The sequence below is a fragment of the Streptomyces sp. NPDC055140 genome (assembly GCF_053607285.1).
On sequence record NZ_JBSGTG010000005.1, the window covers coordinates 223,142 to 239,636 of the forward strand.

Annotated in this window: 14 protein-coding genes; 6 read left to right on the top strand and 8 right to left on the bottom strand. The window is 67.1% G+C overall.

The window, feature by feature from the left end:
* Window positions 1-177: 177 nt before the first annotated feature.
* Window positions 178-1,563 (bottom strand): serine hydrolase domain-containing protein, encoded by a 1,386-nt coding sequence (locus ACWFR4_RS13070; RefSeq protein ID WP_453652363.1) that lies wholly within the window; start codon window positions 1,561-1,563, stop codon window positions 178-180.
* 130 nt (window positions 1,564-1,693) lie between these two features.
* Window positions 1,694-3,169 carry a replicative DNA helicase gene (gene dnaB / locus ACWFR4_RS13075; RefSeq protein ID WP_453466091.1) on the bottom strand — a complete coding sequence of 492 codons (1,476 nt, stop codon included), beginning with the start codon at window positions 3,167-3,169 and terminating at the stop codon, window positions 1,694-1,696.
* A gap of 458 nt (window positions 3,170-3,627) precedes the next feature.
* Between dnaB and ACWFR4_RS13080 the strand changes: the two genes are divergently transcribed.
* A complete protein-coding gene (locus ACWFR4_RS13080) occupies window positions 3,628-4,965 on the top strand; it encodes an MATE family efflux transporter (protein WP_453652365.1) in 1,338 nt (445 codons plus the stop codon).
* Window positions 4,966-5,060: 95 nt separating this feature from the next.
* Here ACWFR4_RS13080 and rplI read toward each other — a convergent pair whose 3' ends face one another.
* From rplI to rpsF, 4 genes are all read right to left on the bottom strand, one after another.
* On the bottom strand, window positions 5,061-5,507 hold the full coding sequence (rplI, locus tag ACWFR4_RS13085) for a 50S ribosomal protein L9 (protein ID WP_453466087.1): 447 nt from the start codon (window positions 5,505-5,507) through the stop codon (window positions 5,061-5,063).
* Window positions 5,508-5,525: 18 nt separating this feature from the next.
* A complete protein-coding gene (rpsR, locus tag ACWFR4_RS13090) occupies window positions 5,526-5,762 on the bottom strand; it encodes a 30S ribosomal protein S18 (protein WP_003949403.1) in 237 nt (78 codons plus the stop codon).
* A gap of 58 nt (window positions 5,763-5,820) precedes the next feature.
* Window positions 5,821-6,420, bottom strand: a complete 600-nt coding sequence (locus ACWFR4_RS13095) for a single-stranded DNA-binding protein (protein WP_453466086.1) — start codon at window positions 6,418-6,420, stop codon at window positions 5,821-5,823.
* Between the two features lie 75 nt (window positions 6,421-6,495).
* Complete coding sequence (rpsF, locus tag ACWFR4_RS13100) at window positions 6,496-6,786, bottom strand: 30S ribosomal protein S6 (RefSeq protein WP_052578287.1); 291 nt, start codon at window positions 6,784-6,786, stop codon at window positions 6,496-6,498.
* A 266-nt stretch (window positions 6,787-7,052) separates the two neighbouring features.
* Between rpsF and ACWFR4_RS13105 the strand changes: the two genes are divergently transcribed.
* The 3 genes from ACWFR4_RS13105 to ACWFR4_RS13115 all read left to right on the top strand — a co-directional run bounded on the left by ACWFR4_RS13105 (window position 7,053) and on the right by ACWFR4_RS13115 (window position 9,756).
* Window positions 7,053-7,367: a hypothetical protein gene (locus tag ACWFR4_RS13105; RefSeq protein ID WP_453466084.1), complete on the top strand. Its 315-nt coding sequence runs from the start codon at window positions 7,053-7,055 to the stop codon at window positions 7,365-7,367.
* A 116-nt stretch (window positions 7,368-7,483) separates the two neighbouring features.
* Window positions 7,484-8,605, top strand: a complete 1,122-nt coding sequence (gene femX, locus ACWFR4_RS13110; RefSeq protein ID WP_227296028.1) for a peptidoglycan bridge formation glycyltransferase FemX — start codon at window positions 7,484-7,486, stop codon at window positions 8,603-8,605.
* A gap of 119 nt (window positions 8,606-8,724) precedes the next feature.
* A complete protein-coding gene (locus ACWFR4_RS13115) occupies window positions 8,725-9,756 on the top strand; it encodes an alanine racemase (RefSeq protein ID WP_266672322.1) in 1,032 nt (343 codons plus the stop codon).
* An 84-nt stretch (window positions 9,757-9,840) separates the two neighbouring features.
* On the opposite strand, the gene ACWFR4_RS13120 is transcribed toward ACWFR4_RS13115, so the two are convergent.
* Window positions 9,841-11,343, bottom strand: coding sequence for a glycosyltransferase family 87 protein (locus ACWFR4_RS13120; protein ID WP_453466082.1), 1,503 nt, complete (start codon window positions 11,341-11,343; stop codon window positions 9,841-9,843).
* Window positions 11,344-11,493: 150 nt separating this feature from the next.
* The gene (locus ACWFR4_RS13125) at window positions 11,494-14,247 is read right to left on the bottom strand and encodes a transglycosylase domain-containing protein (protein WP_453652367.1); all 2,754 of its coding nucleotides are present in this window, start codon (window positions 14,245-14,247) and stop codon (window positions 11,494-11,496) included.
* A 385-nt stretch (window positions 14,248-14,632) separates the two neighbouring features.
* Here ACWFR4_RS13125 and ACWFR4_RS13130 point away from each other — a divergent pair, with 385 nt between their 5' ends.
* On the top strand, window positions 14,633-15,313 hold the full coding sequence (locus tag ACWFR4_RS13130; RefSeq protein ID WP_453466078.1) for a helix-turn-helix transcriptional regulator: 681 nt from the start codon (window positions 14,633-14,635) through the stop codon (window positions 15,311-15,313).
* 43 nt (window positions 15,314-15,356) lie between these two features.
* Window positions 15,357-16,439 (top strand): inositol-3-phosphate synthase, encoded by a 1,083-nt coding sequence (locus ACWFR4_RS13135; protein ID WP_453466076.1) that lies wholly within the window; start codon window positions 15,357-15,359, stop codon window positions 16,437-16,439.
* Window positions 16,440-16,495: the final 56 nt, after the last annotated feature.

Genomic DNA, 16,495 nt, shown 5'->3' on the forward strand with positions numbered 1-16,495 from the left:
ACCCCCCCGCTTTGTTTTTTCCCCCCCACACTGGGCTGCACCAGCCACAATCCCACACACCGCCGGGGGGCGGTGGGGCTTTGTTTCCAGCAAAAACAGACGACCACCGGCCCCTTCACCATGCCGACCTGGATCGAGGCCGACCGGGAGAGCGAAGCTGACCGGGAACGAGATCAGCTAGGAACGCGGAAGCCCCCGCCAGCCCTCCGGGTCCACCCCGCCGGGAACCGGCGCCCCCTTCTCGTACGGCTCGCGCGTGAAGACGAACGACCCGAGATCGAGATGGCTCACCGACCCGTCGGGCCGGCGCTCGACGCGCAGGAGCTCCCCCGCGTAGTAGCCGTCCATTCCCGTCCAGGTTCCGTCGCCGTTCGGGCGGAATCGCGAGTCCCGCGCACCACCCGTCAGCGGCCCGAGCGAGACGCCCCCGTCGGCCATCAGCCGTAGCACCGTGCTCTGCGTCCCCCAGTACCAGGGCCCGGCGAGCTCCAGCACCGCCGCATCGACCTCCGGCAGGGGCCGCCACGGCTCAGGGATGCGCGGCTCGGCCTCGGCGACGATACGGAGAAGGTCCGTGCTGACCGTCGACGCGGCAACGCCCGAAGTGCAGTTGGCGAGCGTGACCGCGGCCAGGCCGTCCTCCTCGCTCAGCCACAGCCCCGCCACAAACCCGGGCAGCGAACCGCCGTGCCCGGCCAGCACCCGGCCGTTCCTCCGTGCCAGCTGCAGACCGAGGCCGTACGAGGAGTCCCAGTCCCCCGGCAGCGTGGGTGCCGCTGGCGTGCGCATCTCGCGTACGGACTGCGCACTCAGAACCCGGTCGTCACCCTCCATCAGGAACACGGCGAACCGCACCAAGTCCGCCACCGTCGACCAGAGTTGTCCCGCCGGAGCCATCAACCCCAGGTCCTCCGCGGGCTCCGGCATCATCACATCGGCCCAAGGGTGCACGGCCCAGCCACCGGCGTACGGGGCCTTCGGCTGCCCGCTCGTCCGGTGCAGACCGAGAGGCTCCAGGACCTCGAGGCGCAAGACGTCCTCCCACGGAGCACCGCGCAACGCCTCGACCAGCGAACCCAGCAACGTGTAGCCGGGGTTGGAGTAGTGATGCTGCTTGCCGACCGGATGCCGGAACGGCTCCTCGCCCAGCACATCGGCGAGCCGGGGACGCAACGAGGACGACGAACGCTCCCACCACGGCCCGGGGGTCTCGGCCGCCAACCCACCGGTGTGCGCCAGGAGTTCGGCGATGGTGACCTGACCGGCGCCGGTGCCCGGCAGATGCTTCTCCAGTGGGTCGCCAAGGTCGAGCACCCCCTCGTCCCGCAGCCTCAGCACCAGCACAGCTGTGAACGTCTTGGTGATCGAGCCGATCCGGTACTGCACGTCCTCGTCCGGAGCATGCCCGTCCACACAGGTACGCCCATCGCTCCACACCAGCTGACCATCACGCAGGACCGCGGCCACCAGCGAAGGCGACCGACCTTCCGCCTGAGCCGTGGCGATGCGGTGCAGTAGGGCTCGGCGCGTCGCGGGCAGAAGTTCTTCGGGGGATGTCGTCATGCCCCAAGTCCACCCCGCCGGGCGCCGGGCGTCGACCGCTTTTAGCCGACAGATCCCGGCCGAGCAGGTCCAGAGCGGGCACGTTCAGAGCGCGCAGGTCCAGGCCGGGGCGGGACCAGGTCGTGGGGGATCAGGTCTGCGCCATGTCCACGAAGCGCGAGTAGTGACCCTGGAAGGCAACCGTGATCGTCGCCGTCGGACCGTTACGGTGCTTGCCCACGATGATGTCCGCCTCGCCGGCGCGGGGCGACTCCTTCTCGTAGGCGTCCTCGCGGTGCAGCAAGATCACCATGTCCGCGTCCTGCTCGATCGAGCCGGATTCACGCAGGTCGGACACCATCGGCTTCTTGTCCGTACGCTGCTCGGGGCCACGGTTCAGCTGCGAGAGCGCGATGACCGGCACTTCCAGCTCCTTGGCGAGGAGCTTCAGGTTTCGCGACATGTCCGAAACTTCCTGCTGACGGCTCTCGGAACGCTTCGAACCACCGGCCTGCATCAGCTGCAGGTAGTCGATGATCACGAGCTTGATGTCATTGCGCTGTTTGAGGCGCCGGCACTTCGCGCGGATCTCCATCATCGACAGGTTCGGGGAGTCGTCGATGTAGAGCGGTGCCGCCGAGACCTCGGGCATCCGGCGCGCGAGCCGGGTCCAGTCCTCGTCCGTCATGGTGCCGGAGCGCATGTGGTGCAGCGCGACCCGTGCCTCCGCGGACAGCAGACGCATCGCGATCTCGTTGCGGCCCATTTCCAGGGAGAAGATGACGCTGGGCAGGTTGTGCTTGATCGAGGCGGCACGGGCGAAGTCGAGCGCCAGTGTGGACTTACCCATGGCGGGACGGGCGGCAATGACGATCATCTGGCCGGGGTGCAGGCCGTTCGTCAGGGAGTCGAAGTCCGTGAATCCGGTGGGCACACCGGTCATCTCACCGCTACGGGAGCCGATCGCCTCGATCTCGTCGAGCGCGCCCTCCATGATGTCGCCGAGCGGCAGGTAGTCCTCGCTGGTGCGCTGCTCGGTGACCGCGTAGATCTCGGCCTGCGCACTGTTCACGATCTCGTCGACGTCGCCGTCGGCCGCGTATCCCATCTGCGTGATCCGCGTGCCCGCCTCGACGAGCCTGCGCAGGACCGCTCGCTCGTGGACGATCTCGGCGTAGTACTCGGCGTTCGCCGCGGTCGGAACCGTCTGGACGAGGGTGTGCAGATACGATGCGCCACCGACCTTGGTGATCTCTCCACGCTTGGTGAGCTCGGCCGCGACCGTGATCGGGTCGGCCGGCTCGCCCTTCGCGTACAGGTCGAGAATCGCGGTGAAGATCGTCTCGTGCGCGGGGCGGTAGAAGTCGTGCCCCTTGATCACCTCGACGACATCGGCGATCGCGTCCTTAGACAGGAGCATGCCACCGAGGACCGACTGCTCGGCATCGAGATCCTGGGGCGGTACCCGCTCGAAGGACGGAGCTCCGTCGTCCCAGCCGCCATCGCCACCGCGGTCGTGCTGCTCCTCGCGCCCCCGCCCACCGCTGCCACGCTGGCGGGAAGCAGGCAGACGGTCACTGGGACCGCTGTCGGCCCAGGGGTCGTCCAAAGGCTCGGAGATACTCACCGGGCCACCTCCTCCAGTCCGCCGGGCGGACCTCGCCGTGCCCTCTTTCTTACGGCACGACACTGACAAATATGGGGACCCGACTCCGGTTCTGACGCGTCGGTTCATGACGTTTCCGAGGCCTGAAATCGTGGCGGGCGCCGCACCACGGTAGGCCCCTCGGCACCTTCAGCCAATCTGGTTATCCACAGGCGGTGTGGATGAAGGGCCTCTCGCTGTGGAGAACTCCGCAAAACCTGTGCACGACACGGTGGACAGCCCTGTGAACAAGCCCTCAGGAGGCGCGCAGAAACGTGCCTGACCTGCGACTTTCCCGTCCACCGGCTGTGCAGGAAAAATACTTTCCTGGTCGGCTCAAGATCCCTGTAAACGGTGCGTGACGCCACGCCCGAGAGGCAGCAAAGTAAGGACTCAAAGGCTGTTGCATCTCTTACCTGTGGAAGATTACATTGGTGCTCATGACACAGGCTCCCGCGGCGTCCAAGGCCGCCCGGCGGCGGCATGACCGCGAGATCGTCGCGCTGGCCGTCCCCGCCTTCGGCGCGCTCGTCGCCGAGCCTCTTTTCGTGATGGCCGACAGCGCCATCGTCGGCCATCTGGGCACCGCCCAACTGGCCGGTCTCGCTGTCGCCTCATCCCTCCTGATGACCGCCGTCAGCGTCTTCGTCTTCCTGGCCTACGCGACCACGGCCGCGGTGGCCCGCCGCGTCGGCGCCGGAGATCTCCAGTCCGCGATCCGTCAGGGCATGGACGGGATCTGGCTCGCCCTACTACTCGGCGCCGCGGTCATCGCCATCGTCCTGCCCACCGCCCCCGCGCTCGTCGAGCTGTTCGGTGCCTCGCACACCGCGGCGCCCTACGCGATCACCTATCTGCGGATCTCCTCGCTCGGCATCCCCGCGATGCTCGTCGTCCTCGCGGCGACAGGAGTCCTCCGCGGCCTCCAGGACACCAAGACTCCGCTCTATGTCGCGGTCGGAGGCTTCGTCGCCAACGGCGCGCTCAACGCGGGGCTCGTCTACGGCGCCGGCCTGGGCATCGCAGGATCCGCTTGGGGCACCGTCACCGCCCAGCTCGCCATGGCCAGCGTCTATCTCGTCGTCGTCGTACGCGGGGCCCGTCGTCACGGCGCTTCCCTGCGCCCCGACATCGCCGGGATACGAGCCTGCGCCCAGGCAGGCGCCCCGCTGCTCGTCCGCACCCTCTCACTGCGCGCGATCCTCATGATCGCCACCGCGGTCGCAGCCCGGCTCGGAGACGCGGACATCGCCGCGCACCAGATCATCATCTCTCTGTGGAGCCTGCTGGCCTTCGCGCTCGACGCCATCGCCATCGCGGGCCAGGCCATCATCGGACGCTACCTCGGAGCGGACGACGCCCAGGGCGCACGGGATGCCTGTCGCCGCATGGTGCAGTGGGGCATCGCCGCAGGGGTCGCCCTCGGACTCCTGGTGATCGTCTCGCGACCGCTCTTCATTCCGCTGTTCACGAATGATCAGGCAGTGCAGAACGTGGCGCTGCCCGCTCTCCTGATGGTCGCGCTCTCCCAGCCCATCTGCGGCATCGTCTTCGTTCTCGACGGAGTCCTGATGGGAGCTGGAGACGGTCCGTATCTCGCCTGGGCGATGCTCGCGACCCTGGCGGTCTTCACGCCGGTCGCCCTGCTGGTGCCGGTTTTCGGAGGTGGGCTCACCGCTCTGTGGGGCGCTATGACTTTGATGATGACCGTGCGCATGCTGACCCTGTGGCTGCGCTCGCGCTCCGGCCGCTGGATCGTCACAGGCGCCACGCGCTGACCCGGTTTCACGTGAAACGGTGACCCTGAAACGCGTTGGGCCGCACCCCGAGAGGTGCGGCCCAACGTTTGCTTCAGCTCTGCCAAGCGCAGTGCTTAGGCGGAGACGACCTCGACGCTGACCTTGGCGGCAACCTCGGGGTGCAGACGCACGGTCGCCTCGTGGGCGCCCAGCGTCTTGATCGGCGAGCCCAGCTCGACGCGGCGCTTGTCGACCTTCGGGCCACCAGCAGTCACGATCGCCGAAGCGACGTCAGCCTGGGTGACGGAACCGAAGAGACGACCGGCGTCGCCGGAGCGGACGGCCAGGCGGACCTTGACGCCCTCGAGGCGGGCCTTGATCTCGTTGGCCTGCTCGATGGTCGCGATCTCGTGGATCTTGCGGGCGCGGCGGATCTGCGCCACGTCCTGCTCGCCACCCTTGGTCCAGCGGATCGCGAAACCACGCGGGACCAGGTAGTTGCGGGCGTACCCGTCCTTGACGTCGACGACGTCGCCGGCGGTGCCGAGGCCAGAGACCTCGTGGGTCAGGATGATCTTCATTAGTCGGTCACCCTTTCCTTATCGCGCGGTGGACGTGTAGGGCAGCAGCGCCATCTCACGGCTGTTCTTCACGGCCGTGGCGACGTCACGCTGGTGCTGCGTGCAGTTGCCGGTCACGCGGCGGGCACGGATCTTGCCGCGGTCGGAAATGAACTTCCGCAGCATGTTCGTGTCCTTGTAGTCCACGTACGTGACCTTGTCCTTGCAGAAAGCGCAGACCTTCTTCTTAGGCTTGCGCACAGGCGGCTTCGCCATGGTGTTTCTCCTGTGTGATCAAGAAGTGTGGGTACGGCCCACCCCTTGGCCCTGAGGCCTAGAAGGGGGGCTCGTCCGAGTAGCCGCCGCCGGAGGAGGAACCGCCGGAGCTTCCGCCCCAGCCGCCTCCGCCGCCCTGCTGGCCGCCGCTGGCCGGCGCACCGGTCGCCCAGGGGTCGTCGGCGGGAGCACCGCCGCCGCCCTGCTGCTGACCACCACCGGAGCCACCGCCCCAGTTGCCGCCGCCCTGCTGGCCGCCGCTACCGCCGCCGTATCCGCCCTGGCCACCGCGACCGGTGGTCTTGGTGACCTTGGCCGTGGCGTTCTTCAGGCTGGCGCCGACTTCCTCGACGTCCAGCTCGTAGACCGTGCGCTTGACGCCCTCACGGTCCTCGTAGGACCGCTGCTTCAGTCGGCCCTGCACGATGACGCGCATGCCTCGCTGGAGCGACTCCGCGACGTTCTCCGCCGCCTGACGCCAGACCGAGCAGGTCAGGAACAGGCTCTCGCCGTCCTTCCACTCGTTCGTCTGACGGTCGAAGGTGCGGGGAGTGGACGCGACACGGAACTTCGCGACCGCCGCACCGGAAGGGGTGAAGCGCAGCTCGGGGTCGTCGACAAGATTGCCGACGACCGTGATGACGGTCTCGCCTGCCATGGGGGAACCTCTCGGCGGGTTTGCTGCTGGCTGCTTGCTGCTACTCGAAACCCGAGTGCCGCTGAGCTAGGAAGCTCAGTGGGTCTCGGGACGGAGGACCTTGGTCCGGAGGACCGACTCGTTCAGGTTCATCTGGCGGTCGAGCTCCTTGACGACCGCAGGCTCGGCCTGCAGGTCGATGACCGAGTAGATGCCCTCGGGCTTCTTCTTGATCTCGTACGAGAGACGACGACGGCCCCAGGTGTCGACCTTCTCAACCTTTCCGTTGGCCTCACGGACAACGGAGAGGAAGTTCTCGATCAACGGGGAGACAGCGCGCTCCTCGAGATCGGGGTCGAGGATGACCATCACTTCGTAGTGACGCATGTGGAACCCACCTCCTTTGGACTCAGCGGCCACGGTCGTTCCGTGGCAGGAGGGTCGTGATGCGTAAGCAACGGTATCCGCGACCACTGACAATCGGGCCCCCGCTGGCGGGGATCCCTGGTCAGGGCATGAGCAGACACCGGTGCAGACGGTACAGACTACCCGCACCATGGCTTCCGGTTGAAATCCGACCGCGAGAGGGCACAATCTGTACACATCGGGTGTGTATGGCGCTACGATGCGCCGCCTTCCGCAGGAGGTGCCACATGGCACAGGCAATGCGACCCAACACCGCGACATCTCTCTTCGCCACGGACGGGAAGCCTCATCCCCTCCAGGACTCGCTGGTCGCGGTGGCGATGATTCTCGGGGCGATCGCCATCATCTCTTCGCTCTTCAGCAGCCTCCACCTGCTCAGCTCCTGGGCAGGGCTGATCGGCGTCCTGACCGGCGCGTACGGCCAGTTCATCTCGGTGACGACGCGCGAGCGCTTCGGTCTCATCCTGGGCCTCGGCGCCTCGGCGATCGGCCTCTTCATCGGCATGGCCCACGGTGGCCTGTTCGGCGGTGTCATCGGCTGACGGCCATCGAAGCTTCCATAGGCCCATTCGGGGCGCTCCCAGGGCGCAGTAGGCTTCGGCGCGAGAGCCGGAGCCCTTGTACCCATGGGGACACACCAGCCCGAGGAGCGCCCCGAATGAGCCTGACCCTGAGGACCATCAGCCGAGAGCAGCATCTGGCATACATCCAGAGCCTGCCCTCGGCTAGCCACATGCAGGTTCCGGCATGGGCTGATGTCAAGGCGGAGTGGCGCTCCGAGAGCCTGGGATGGTTCGACGAGCGGACCGGCGAGATGGTCGGCGCGGGCCTGGTCCTGTACCGGCAGCTGCCCAAGATCAAGCGCTATCTCGCCTATCTGCCCGAGGGCCCGGTCATCAACTGGTTCGCTCCGAACCTCGACGACTGGATGCGTCCGATGCTGGCGCACCTCAAGCAGCAGGGCGCCTTCTCCGTAAAGATGGGCCCGCCGGTGATCATCCGGCGCTGGGAGGCCACGTCGATCAAGAAGGGCATCCAGGACCCGGACGTCAAGCGCCTGCGCGACATCGAGGCTGACTTCATCGAGCCGCGCGCCTTCGAGGTCGCCGACAAGCTCCGCCGCATGGGCTGGCAGCAGGGCGAGGACGGCGGCGCCGGCTTCGGCGACGTCCAGCCCCGCTACGTCTTCCAGGTGCCGCTGGCCAACCGCTCCCTCGAGGACGTGCACAAGGCCTTCAACCAGCTCTGGCGCCGCAACATCAAGAAGGCCGAGAAGGCCGGCGTCGAGGTCGTCCAGGGCGGCTACCAGGACCTCGCCGAGTGGCAGCGTCTCTACGAGATCACGGCTGTGCGCGACCACTTCCGGCCCCGCCCGCTGTCGTACTTCCAGCGCATGTGGACGGCCCTCAACAGCGAGGACCCCAACCGCATGCGGCTGTACTTCGCCCGCCACGACGGGGTGAACCTGTCGGCGGCGACGATGCTCGTGGTCGGGGGGCACGTCTGGTACTCCTACGGAGCCTCCGACAACATCGGCCGTGAGGTCAGGCCTTCGAACGCGATGCAGTGGCGGATGCTCCGCGACGCCTACGCGCTCGGCGCGACGGTCTACGACCTGCGCGGCATCAGCGACTCGCTCGACGAGTCGGATCACCTCTTCGGTCTGATCCAGTTCAAGGTGGGCACGGGTGGGCAGGCTGCCGAGTACCTCGGCGAGTGGGACTTCCCGCTCAACAAGCTGCTGCACAAGGCCCTCGACATCTACATGTCGCGGCGCTGAGCCCTTCCCGGCCCGCCTGGTCCACACGGCCCGGGCGGACCCTGCACAATTCACGTAGCTCCAAAGCTTCTTCATACCTCTGATACACCGCAGCCACGAGAAAGGTTCCGGGACCGGCCATGGCGCTCACGCTCTACGTCGACACCGCGCGCTGGCGGGCACACCACAAGCACGTGCTCGAACAGTTTCCGGGGATCGTCCCGGTCTGCAAGGGCAACGGCTACGGCTTCGGCCACGAACGGCTCGCGGACGAGGCCACCCGCTTCGGCTCGGACGTCCTCGCCGTCGGCACGACCTACGAAGCCGCCCGGATCAAGGACTGGTTCAGCGGTGACCTGCTGGTCCTGACCCCGTTCCGGCGGGGCGAGGAGCCCGTGCCGCTGCCCGACCGTGTGATCCGCTCCGTCTCCTCCGTCGACGGCGTGCACGGCCTCGTCGGCGCCCGCGTCGTCGTCGAGGTGATGTCCTCGATGAAGCGGCACGGCGTGAGCGAGCAGGAATTGCCCCAGCTCCACTCCGCCATAGAGGACGTCCGGCTCGAGGGCTTCGCGATCCACCTGCCCCTGGACCGCACCGACGGCTCCGACGCCGTCGAGGAGGTCATCGGCTGGATGGACCGTCTGCGCGCGGCCAGGCTGCCGCTGCACACGATGTTCGTCAGCCACCTCAAGGCCCAGGAACTCGCCCGCCTTCAGCAGCAGTTCCCGCAGACCCGGTTCCGGGCGCGCATCGGTACGAGGCTCTGGCTGGGCGACCACGAGGCGACCGAGTACCGCGGCGCGATCCTGGACGTCACCCGCGTCGCCAAGGGCGACCGCTTCGGTTACCGCCAGCAGAAGGTCGCCTCGGACGGCTGGCTCGTGGTGGTCGCCGGCGGTACGTCGCACGGCGTGGGCCTGGAGGCTCCCAAGGCGCTGCACGGCGTCATGCCGCGCGCCAAGGGCGTGGCCCGCGCCGGCCTCGCGACCGTCAACCGGAACCTGTCGCCGTTCGTCTGGGGCGGCAAGCAGCGCTGGTTCGCGGAGCCCCCGCACATGCAGGTCTCGATCCTCTTCGTACCGTCCGACGCCCCCGAGCCCCGGGTGGGCGAGGAGCTGGTGGCACATCTGCGGCACACCACCACCCAGTTCGACCGGATCCTCGACCGCTGACCGAGGCTCAGGACACGCCGAGTCCTACGGACAAACAGAAGGGCCGGACACCATCACGGTGTCCGGCCCTTTTCGCGCGTTCGCTCAGAGCGAACGCTCCTCGTCCTTGCCCCAGCCCCAACTCACTTGCGGCCGCTCCTCGTTGTGCACCGCGTGCCGTGGGGGATGGGCGGCGTATCCGAGCACGAACACGTCCGGCGCTCCGTCCAGGACACCGCCCGACGGATCGTCGTCCCCGGAGCGTCTGACCACGTCCCGTTCCGGCATCAGGATGTCGCGGACGATCACCGCGCACAGATAGAGCGTGCCCAGCAGGTGGATGAGGATGACGAGGTGGTAGCCGTCCGTGGGCAGCCCCCGGTGCTTGTCACCGCTCGTGGTGTACGCGAGGTACATCCAGATCCCGAGGAAGTACGCGACCTCGCAGGCCTGCCAGATCAGGAAGTCCCGCCAGCGCGGCCTGGCGAGAGCCGCGAAGGGGATCAGCCACAGGACGTACTGCGGCGAGTAGACCTTGTTGGTGAGGATGAACGCGGCGATGACCAGGAAGGCGAGCTGCGCGAGGCGGGGCCGGCGGGGCGCGGTGAGGGCGAGTGCGGCGATGCCCAGGCAGGCCAGGACCATCAGCACCATCGCGTAGGTGTTGGCATCGTCGGGGCTGATCTGCGCGTTCCACCGCTCCTGGATGATCAGCCAGATGGACCCGAAGTCGACCCCGCGCTCCTGACTGAAGCGGTAGAACTTCGACCAACCCTCGGGGGCGAGCAGCATCACCGGCAGGTTCACGACGAGCCACGCGCCCACCGAGCCGGCCAGGGCCTTCCCGAAGTCCCGCCAGCGTCCGGCGCGCCAGCAGAGCAACAGCAGCGGGCCGAGCACCAGGAACGGATAGAACTTCGCGGCCGTGGCCAGGCCCAGCAGGACACCGAAGGCGACCGACCGGCCGCGCGACCACATGAGCATCGCGGCCGCTGTGAGGGCCACGGCGAGCAGATCCCAGTTGATGGTGGAGGTCAGCGCGAACGCGGGCGCGAGGGCGACCAGGAGGCCGTCCCAGGGGCGTCGCCGGTGGGTGCGGGTCACGCAGATGGCGATCGCCACCGCGCAGATCATCAGCATCCCGGCGTTGACCATCCAGTAGACCTTCTCCAGGTGCTGGATGGAGCCGCCGCCCAGGGTCAGCCAGGACGCGACCTCCATGAACACGCCGGTCAGCACCGGGTACTCGAGGTAGTCCATGTCGCCGGGCAGCTTGTCGAAGTACGGCACCAGGCCGTCGGCGAAGCCCCGCCCCTGATAGAGGTGCGGGATGTCCGAGTAGCAGGCGTGCGTGTACTGCGAGCTGGCACCGAAGAACCACGCGCCGTCGTAGCAGGGCAACTTTTGCACCATGCCCAGCGCGAACATGCCGATCATCACCAGCGCGATGACGCGTACAGGGGTCCACCAGGAACTGCCGAGCAGCGCCCATCGTCCGATGGGTCCGCCGATCAGCTCGCTCCCCGCTGCGGCGACCTCGTCCTCCTTGGTCGGCCGTACCGGGTCCGGCTGTTGCACATGCGTGCGCGTCGTCTCTGCACTGGGCATGCCGCACATCCTGCCGTACGCACCTGAGAACGGGGCGAGGGCCGCCGCACCCGATCGGTGCGACGGCCCTCACTGGGCGTGCATCACGCACTGTTTCACGTGGAACACACAGCGTTTCACGTGAAACAGGCGGCGTGAGATCAGCTCCGGCTAGCCTGCTGGGCCTCCGAAGATGCCTCCGTTGCCATTTCCGTTGTTGCCGCCGTTGCCTCCTGGCGCCGATGGCGAGTTGGTCACGCCTCCGTCTGTGCCGCCCGTGGGCGTCTGACCGGTGCCGCCGTCCGACGTTCCGCCGTTGTTGTTGCAGTTCCACGACCAGCTGCTGCAGGACTCACTGGTCGACGGCGACGGGCCGGGCGAGGACTGGCTTGGCGACGGTTCCGTCGTTGCCGAATCCGAGGGAGAAGGAGTCGCCGAGGGAGTGATGCTCGGGCTCGGGGTGGCGCCGACGATCTCACCGATGGGCTCGGGCGCGGGGAACGCCTCCGGCGCCACTCCCTTGAGGGCCTCCATCATGTAGTCGTGCCAGATCTCGGACGGGAACGAGGCTCCGTGGATCTTCTCCTGGCCGCCCGTGCCGTACATCTGCAAGAACTTGCGCTTCTTGCTGTTCTCGTTGTCGTCCATGCGGTACATCGTGATCGCCGTCGACAGCTGCGGGGTGTACCCCACGAACCAGGCGGACTTGTTGCCGTCGGTCGTACCGGTCTTGCCCGCGACCTGGCGGTCGGGCAGTTTCGCGTTGGTACCCGTTCCCTTGTCGACGACGGTCCTCAGGACGTCGGTGACGTTGTGGGCGACCGGCGGCTGGAAGGCCCTGACCGGCGCCTTCTCGTGCTGGTAGACCGTGTCACCTGCGTGGTCGACCGACGTCACCGAGAACGGATCGTTCCGCTGCCCACTGGCCGCGAACGTGCCGTAGGCGCCGGCCATACGGATCGCGCTCGGGTCGGAGGTGCCCAGGGAGAAGGACGGGTAGTTGGCGCTCGCGAAGCTGTTGTCCTTGATGCCCGCGTCCTTCGCGGCCTGCTTCACCTTGTCCAGGCCGACATCCATGCCCAGCTGGACATAAGCGGAGTTGACGGACTCCCGCATCGCCTCACGAAGGTCGATCTGGAAGGTCGGCCGGTTGTAGGACTCCCCGCCGTCGTTCGTCTGGAGCCACTCCTTGCCGTCCTTGTCCATCCAGACCTCGCCGTTGTACTTCTTGATCTTCAGCTTGTTCTGGCCGCTGTAAAGACTCTTCGGAGAGACCGGGCGGCGCGTGTCGGCACCTTGGTCCTCGACCCCCTTGGGGTCGCGAACTCCGTCCCTCATCGCGGCAGCCAGCACGAACGGCTTGAAGGTCGAGCCGACCTGCGCACCGGTCTGATCGGCGTTGTTCGTGTAGTGCCTTGTCGCGTCCTCACCGCCGTAGATGGCCTCGATCGCGCCGCTCGTGGGGTTCACCGAGGCGCCGCCGAACTGGACGTACTTGTCCGTCTTCGGGCGGAGCTTCTGGTTGATGTTCTCCTTGCGGACCTTCTTCACGGCCGCTTCGAGCTTGTCCACCTTCCTCTTGTCGAAGGTGGTGTGGATCTCGTAGCCGCCCTTCTGCAGGTCGAGGGCGGTGATCTTGCCGTGGCTGTTGTTGATCACGTAGGCCTTCGCGAGGTCCACGAGATAGCCGGTCTGGCCACCCAGCGAGGGGTTGGACCGCGGGTTCTGCAGCGTGGGGAAGCCTTCTGCCTTGAATTTCGCCCGGTCCGTGGCGTCCAGACGCTTGTCCTTGACCTCTTCGTCGAGGATCCAGCTCCACCGCTTCTCGGCTCGGGCCTTGTTCTTCTCGGGCGTCGCCTCGACCGGATCGATCTCAATCGCGCCGGCGGGGTCGTAGTACGTCGCGCCCTTGAGCACAGATGCCAGGAATGCGCACTGGCTCGCGTCCAGCTTCCGGGCGTCGTCGTTGAAGTACGTGCGGGCGGCCGCCTGAATCCCGTAGGCACCGCGTCCGTAGTACGCGGTGTTCAGGTAGCCGGCCATCACCTTCTCCTTGGGCTGCGTACGGCCCACCTTTATGGAGACGAACAGCTCCTTGACCTTGCGCGAGATCGTCTGCGACTGGTCGTCGAGCATCGCGTTCTTCACGTACTGCTGGGTGATGGTCGAGCCGCCCTGCGTCTGGCCGCCCTTGGCCATGTTGACGAACGCGCGGGCGATGCCCATGGGGTCGACGCCCTTGTCCGACTCGAACGTCTTGTTCTCGGCGGACATGACGGCGAACCGCATGGCCTCGGGGATCTCTTCGTACTTGATGATCTGCCGGTTCGTCTCGCCACCGGTCGCGACCATCTGCTTGTCGTTGGCCCAGTAGTAGACGTTGTTCTGGGCCTTGGCCGTGTCCGCCGTTTTCGGGACGTCCACCAGGGCGTACCCGATGCCCGCCGCGACCATGAGACTCCCGCAGAAGCCCACGACCAGACCCGTCACCAGACGCCAGGACGGCAGCCAGCGGCGCACCCCGTATTTGTCGGAGCGCGGGTAGTCGATGAACCTCTTTTTCTGTGGCGGCCGGGAGGGTCCGCGGCCCCTGCCGCGCCCGGGCCCGCCCGACCCCTCAGGGCCACCTCCGCCGCGCCGGCCGCCGCCTCCGCGGCCGCCACCGCCGTCGGGAGCCTTCCTGCGACTCCCTCCGGCGCTGCGCTGCGCGGCTCGGCGCGCTTCCGCCCGGCCTCCGTACGGGCGGTCGTCGCCCGTCGAGCCGGACGGTCCTGTGGACCCTGGCGTTCCATATGCATCAGAAGGCGATCCGGTGGCGTCACGCGGTGCCGCGCGACGGCCCGGCGATGCGCCGGACGTGCCACGACGGGCCGCGGCACGTCCGCCGCCCTGTGGCTGCGGCGGTTTGCGACGGTGCTCGCTCATCGAACGACTACTCCTCGGGCAGGCGCTGACATACGCGCCTGGAAACGGCGGCTGGTTTCCGGTCCCCCCGAAATACGGATGCGCCCCTTCTGGCACTCACCCGCAATGCACCGGGGACAACGACGCCCACAGGCGTCACTTGGTTCCCGGCGGTCTGCATGGCGGACAGACTACGCACCGCCAAAACCCACCTAGGGGTGAAGTTCACCCCAAATCAGGCAACTCGCTTGGTATGAATCGGTGATGTGACGCCGTTCACCGTGATCCCTCTTGTCCCATCCGCGGGGCCGTTCTATCGTCGTGATGTATCGAGTCGATACATCAGCTCGGCATAAAGAGTCCGTAAGAGGTCGTGACACCGACCGCGACAGAGGAGGAGGCGACGATGAGCCGACGTTCCGGCATCCTCGAGTTCGCCGTCCTCGGACTGCTCCGCGAGTCCCCGATGCACGGCTACGAGCTGCGGAAACGACTCAATACATCGCTGGGGGTCTTCCGCGCCTTCAGCTACGGGTCCCTCTACCCCTGCCTCAAGACGCTGGTCGTAAGCGGCTGGTTGATCGAGGAATCGGGGAGCACACCCGAGGACGCCCTCGCCGCACCACTCGCAGGGCGTCGCGCCAAGATCGTCTATCGGTTGACGGCGGAAGGTAAGGAGCACTTCGAGGAGCTGCTCTCGCAGACCGGCCCGGACGCATACGAGGACGAGCATTTCGCCGCGCGGTTCGCCTTCTTCGGGCAGACCTCGCGTGACGTACGTATGCGCGTGCTCGAAGGCCGTCGCAGCCGGCTCGAGGAGCGCCTCGAAAAGATGCGCATCTCCTTCGCCCGCACCCGGGAACGCCTTGACGATTACACCCTTGAGCTCCAGCGGCACGGAATGGAATCCGTGGAGCGCGAAGTGCGCTGGCTGAACGAGCTCATCGAGAGCGAGCGGGCGGGGCGGGATCAGCGGCGGTCCGACCCCTCCGACGCAGCTCAGCAGGACACATCTGGAGAGACGGGCGGCCTGCCCCGGCACCGGGACAGCACCCGGCCGGATCCGTCCGACGACACCGCCACGTGAGGCCCATTCGGGGTTTCACCGATACACACAGGGAGCAACCGGAATGGGTTCGGTTCGCGTAGCCATCGTCGGCGTGGGCAACTGCGCCGCCTCGCTGGTCCAGGGCGTCGAGTACTACAAGGACGCTGACCCGGACGCCAAGGTCCCGGGCCTGATGCACGTCCAGTTCGGCGACTACCACGTCCGCGACATCGAGTTCGTCGCCGCCTTCGACGTCGACGCGAAGAAGGTCGGCCTCGACCTCTCCGACGCCATCGGTGCCAGCGAGAACAACACCATCAAGATCTGCGACGTGCCCAGCGCGGGCGTGACCGTCCAGCGCGGCCACACCCACGACGGCCTGGGCAAGTACTACCGCCAGACCATCGAGGAGTCCCCCGAGGCCCCGGTCGACGTCGTCCAGGTCCTGAAGGACAAGCAGGTCGACGTTCTGATCTGCTACCTGCCCGTCGGTTCCGAGGACGCCGCGAAGTTCTACGCGCAGTGCGCCATCGACGCCAAGGTCGCGTTCGTCAACGCCCTTCCGGTCTTCATCGCCGGCACCAAGGAGTGGGCGGACAAGTTCACCGAGGCGGGCGTGCCGATCGTCGGTGACGACATCAAGTCCCAGGTCGGCGCCACCATCACGCACCGCGTCATGGCGAAGCTGTTCGAGGACCGCGGTGTCCGTCTCGAGCGCACCATGCAGCTGAACGTCGGCGGCAACATGGACTTCAAGAACATGCTCGAGCGCGAGCGCCTGGAGTCCAAGAAGATCTCGAAGACGCAGGCCGTCACCTCGCAGATCCCCGACCGCGACCTGGGCGAGAAGAACGTCCACATCGGCCCGTCGGACTACGTCCAGTGGCTCGACGACCGTAAGTGGGCCTACGTCCGCCTCGAGGGCCGCGCCTTCGGTGACGTTCCGCTGAACCTGGAGTACAAGCTCGAGGTCTGGGACTCCCCGAACTCCGCGGGTGTCATCATCGACGCGCTGCGCGCCGCGAAGATCGCCAAGGACCGCGGCATCGGCGGCCCGATCCTCTCCGCGTCCTCGTACTTCATGAAGTCCCCGCCGGTTCAGTACTTCGACGACGAGGCCTACGCGAACGTCGAGAAGTTCATCAAGGGCGAGGTCGAGCGCTAACCACACACAGAGCGGCGCGTGCCAGCGGTAACGCGCCTCTCCTTGTGGGCTGTTGA

Coding starts and splice junctions, on each gene's coding strand:
- ACWFR4_RS13070 (WP_453652363.1), bottom strand. CDS start 1,563: ATGACGACATCCCCCGAAGAACTTCTGCCCGCGACGCGCCGAGCCCTA.
- ACWFR4_RS13080 (WP_453652365.1), top strand. CDS start 3,628: ATGACACAGGCTCCCGCGGCGTCCAAGGCCGCCCGGCGGCGGCATGAC.
- rplI (WP_453466087.1), bottom strand. CDS start 5,507: ATGAAGATCATCCTGACCCACGAGGTCTCTGGCCTCGGCACCGCCGGC.
- rpsR (WP_003949403.1), bottom strand. CDS start 5,762: ATGGCGAAGCCGCCTGTGCGCAAGCCTAAGAAGAAGGTCTGCGCTTTC.
- ACWFR4_RS13095 (WP_453466086.1), bottom strand. CDS start 6,420: ATGGCAGGCGAGACCGTCATCACGGTCGTCGGCAATCTTGTCGACGAC.
- rpsF (WP_052578287.1), bottom strand. CDS start 6,786: ATGCGTCACTACGAAGTGATGGTCATCCTCGACCCCGATCTCGAGGAG.
- ACWFR4_RS13105 (WP_453466084.1), top strand. CDS start 7,053: ATGGCACAGGCAATGCGACCCAACACCGCGACATCTCTCTTCGCCACG.
- femX (WP_227296028.1), top strand. CDS start 7,484: ATGAGCCTGACCCTGAGGACCATCAGCCGAGAGCAGCATCTGGCATAC.
- ACWFR4_RS13115 (WP_266672322.1), top strand. CDS start 8,725: ATGGCGCTCACGCTCTACGTCGACACCGCGCGCTGGCGGGCACACCAC.
- ACWFR4_RS13120 (WP_453466082.1), bottom strand. CDS start 11,343: ATGCCCAGTGCAGAGACGACGCGCACGCATGTGCAACAGCCGGACCCG.
- ACWFR4_RS13125 (WP_453652367.1), bottom strand. CDS start 14,247: ATGAGCGAGCACCGTCGCAAACCGCCGCAGCCACAGGGCGGCGGACGT.
- ACWFR4_RS13130 (WP_453466078.1), top strand. CDS start 14,633: ATGAGCCGACGTTCCGGCATCCTCGAGTTCGCCGTCCTCGGACTGCTC.
- ACWFR4_RS13135 (WP_453466076.1), top strand. CDS start 15,357: ATGGGTTCGGTTCGCGTAGCCATCGTCGGCGTGGGCAACTGCGCCGCC.